This window comes from Micromonospora globbae, from assembly GCF_003610785.1.
Classification (GTDB): Bacteria; Actinomycetota; Actinomycetes; order Mycobacteriales; family Micromonosporaceae; genus Micromonospora; species Micromonospora globbae.
In genome coordinates this window covers 1-2,869 of record NZ_RAQQ01000074.1, presented here as the reverse complement: position 1 = coordinate 2,869, position 2,869 = coordinate 1, and the positions used below count along the sequence as shown (strand labels likewise).

The window sequence follows — 2,869 nt, the reverse complement described above, 5'->3', positions numbered from 1 at the left end:
TGTCGCTCCAATGTCAAGGCATCAGCATGAGGCGACCGTCGAAGTAGCGAGGTATGCCAGCGGCCGAGCTTGCCTGCGGGATAGCCATTCCTCGGAGCCACCATGTAGGGGCGGCTTCGGTAGACTGGCCGGCCATGAATCTCGAGTCTGTGGTGCTTCGCCCAGTAGAGGAGTCGGACCTGGAGGTGCTCTCTCGCTTCGACGCGGAGCCAGAGCTAGCGGGTTCGAGCTGGTACGGATTCCGCGATGCCGGCAGGCAGCGGCGGCGCTTCCACTCTGATGGGTGGCTCGGAGACGAAGACGGCAAGCTGATGGTGACCGCCGATGCCGAAGTGGCCGGCTTCGTCGCATGGGCGTCCGCAGGACATGGGGCCGGCAGGTATCGCAGCATCGGCATTGCGCTACTGCCGGGTTGGCGAGGTCAGGGTATCGGCACCCAGGCCCAGCGATTGCTTTGCCAATACCTATTCGCTCACACGGCGGTTCAACGCATCGAGGCCGGGACCCAACCAGAGAATGTGGCCGAGCAGCGAGCACTGCAGAAAGTAGGGTTCACCCAGGAGGGCGTCCTGCGTTCTGCCGAGTTCCGAGACGGGGCCTGGCGTGACGTGATCGTGTATGGGCTCCTGCGATCCGACCGCCTGGCAGATCAGCCATGAGGACGCTGCAGCCTATGCTGAGCCGCAGCCCAAACCTGTGTAGATCTTGACGGCGGCGAGTAGCCGTCTAGGTGACACTTCGGTCTCGGCGACGATCCGGGCCGCGGACAGCGGCCCGCACCCGGCCAGGTTCAGCAGCTGCGGGGCCCTCCGTCCCCATGAGTTCGTGCGGCTCGCGCCGGAGCTGTTGGCGAATAGGGACAGAGTTCGCTAACAAAGGTGTCAATCAGGCGGGCTTGGGTCGACGGGTACCTTCCTCGGGCGAGCGCTGACCAGTGCGAGGAGGAAGCGCGAAATGGTCACTGAGGGTGTACAGCTGCGCGGTGATGGCCTCGTCCTGCGCGAATGGGTTGAATCTGACCTCAAGCAGAAACCTCAAGCAGATGGTTTCGCTCTTCGATGACCCTGAGGTCGCCTACCGGACCCCGGTGATGACCCCCTTCGACCGCCGGGCGGCGGAGAACTACCTGGACAGGGTCCGGCAGGCGAAGGCCGCGAGAACGCGACTTCATTTGGCGATCACAGTCGATGGCGGCCTGGCGCGAGGCGAGGTGATCCTCAACAATGCGACCGCCATGATCGCCTACATGGTGGGGGCGGCGTACCGGGGACAGGGGTTAGCGACACGGGCGGTCCGCCTGATGACCCGGTACGCCTACGACGTCGTTGATCTACCTGGGGTGTTCCTGGAGATCGAAGCGGACAACGTGGGCAGCGTGTCGGTTGCCCGCGCGACGGGGTTTCGGCCGCTGGACGAGGAGCCCGAGGTGGTGGAGGACAAGGGCCGACGCTATACGCTGCGTCTGTGGGCGCATGAGAGGTCCTGGTAGGACGTGCATCAGGCGGCTGAGGCCTCCGGCGCTGATACGCACGGAGAAGCGGACTGCCGGTAGCTGCCCACGAGTAGGCCATATACGTGTCTGGCAAGGTGTCGCTTCAGGGCCCTGATGGCTTCCGTCCGGCTGTTGCCCATGGCTCTGCGGTTCTCCAGGTAGGTGCGGGCGCTGGCGTGGATGCGCGCCTGGGTGATGGCGATGCGGTGGATCGCGGCGTTCAGGCGCCTGTTCCCGCCGCGGTTGAGCCGGTGCCGGTGCGTGGCCCCGGACGAGGCGGGGATCGGCGCGGTGCCAGTGTGCATGGCGTAGGCGGCACTGGATCGGAACCGGCGCACGTCCCCCGTTTCGGCGACGATCCGCGCGGCGGACAGCGGGCCGCAACCAGGAAGAGCCAGTAGTTGCGGGGCCTGTGTCTTCATCAGATCGTGCAGCTCCCGCTCAAGCTGGTCGGCGCGGCGGGCGAGCTCCTCGATCCTGTCGAGCAACTCAGCGGCGATCGACAAGCCGACGCCTCCGGCCTGCTCTGCGAGATAGGCGCGCACATGGGCCACCCACCGGCGCTTGTGCAGCTTGCGGGCGGGGATCGTCTCGGCGAAGTCCGGGTCGAGATCGTGCAGCAGCCACCGCAGCCTCGAGCACATGCGCACCATCTCGCCGACGAGGTCCTCGCGGTGGTCGATCAGCATCTTGACGACCCGTGACTCGTCCTCCGGCAGCGCAGGCGGCAGGTCCTCCCGCAGCGCGGCGCGGGCAACGGCGAGCGCGTCGATAGGGTCGCTCTTGCCCTGGCCCCGGCCGACCCGCCGGTACCGGGCAGTCAACTGCGTCGGCACCCACACTGCCTGCTCATCGGCGGCAAGGAGGCCCCGCATCAGGCCGCCGGCGACATGCCGGACGTCCTCAACCGCCCACAGCCGTTCGCCAAACTGCTGCGCCCACCGCAGCAGCGACTTCACCCCGCGTGGCCGGGCCGGCGCGGACTTCACGTCAAGTTGGCGGCCGTTGCCGTCGACCGCGACAACAACCAGCAGGTCCTTGTGAGGGTCAACACCAAGAACGATCATCCGTTGCTGAACTCCCAGAACGACGACGAGAGGTGAACCAGCCGGCGGACAGGCCTCAATCGGGGGGTAGGACCAAGCTCCAATCAAGTCACGCCAGCAGGTCGACACGGCGGCGGACGACATGACAAGACCTCGTCAGCCCGGGGGGCGACAGCACGGAAACGAGTCAGCCCGCCGCCGTGGCGTATCTACCACGGCTGCGGAACTGGCCCGCTCCGAACCCCCAGTAGGGCGACAGCACGGGAACGAGTCAGTCCGCTACCGCATCAGCGCCGCCCGAGAGCGGCCCACCCAGGTTGTCATTGAGGCA

Annotated in this window: 3 protein-coding genes; 2 read left to right on the top strand and 1 reads right to left on the bottom strand. The window is 66.6% G+C overall.

Annotated features, from left to right (window positions below; all coding sequences use genetic code 11):
- Window positions 1-134 precede the first annotated feature (134 nt).
- Complete coding sequence (locus D7I43_RS32260; RefSeq protein ID WP_120332322.1) at window positions 135-659, top strand: GNAT family N-acetyltransferase; 525 nt, start codon at window positions 135-137, stop codon at window positions 657-659.
- A gap of 383 nt (window positions 660-1,042) precedes the next feature.
- A complete protein-coding gene (locus tag D7I43_RS32255) occupies window positions 1,043-1,489 on the top strand; it encodes a GNAT family N-acetyltransferase (protein ID WP_204985349.1) in 447 nt (148 codons plus the stop codon).
- An 8-nt stretch (window positions 1,490-1,497) separates the two neighbouring features.
- On the opposite strand, the gene D7I43_RS32250 is transcribed toward D7I43_RS32255, so the two are convergent.
- Complete coding sequence (locus tag D7I43_RS32250; protein WP_204985348.1) at window positions 1,498-2,559, bottom strand: IS110 family RNA-guided transposase; 1,062 nt, start codon at window positions 2,557-2,559, stop codon at window positions 1,498-1,500.
- Window positions 2,560-2,869 lie beyond the last annotated feature (310 nt).

Coding starts and splice junctions, on each gene's coding strand:
- D7I43_RS32260 (WP_120332322.1), top strand. CDS start 135: ATGAATCTCGAGTCTGTGGTGCTTCGCCCAGTAGAGGAGTCGGACCTG.
- D7I43_RS32255 (WP_204985349.1), top strand. CDS start 1,043: ATGGTTTCGCTCTTCGATGACCCTGAGGTCGCCTACCGGACCCCGGTG.
- D7I43_RS32250 (WP_204985348.1), bottom strand. CDS start 2,559: ATGATCGTTCTTGGTGTTGACCCTCACAAGGACCTGCTGGTTGTTGTC.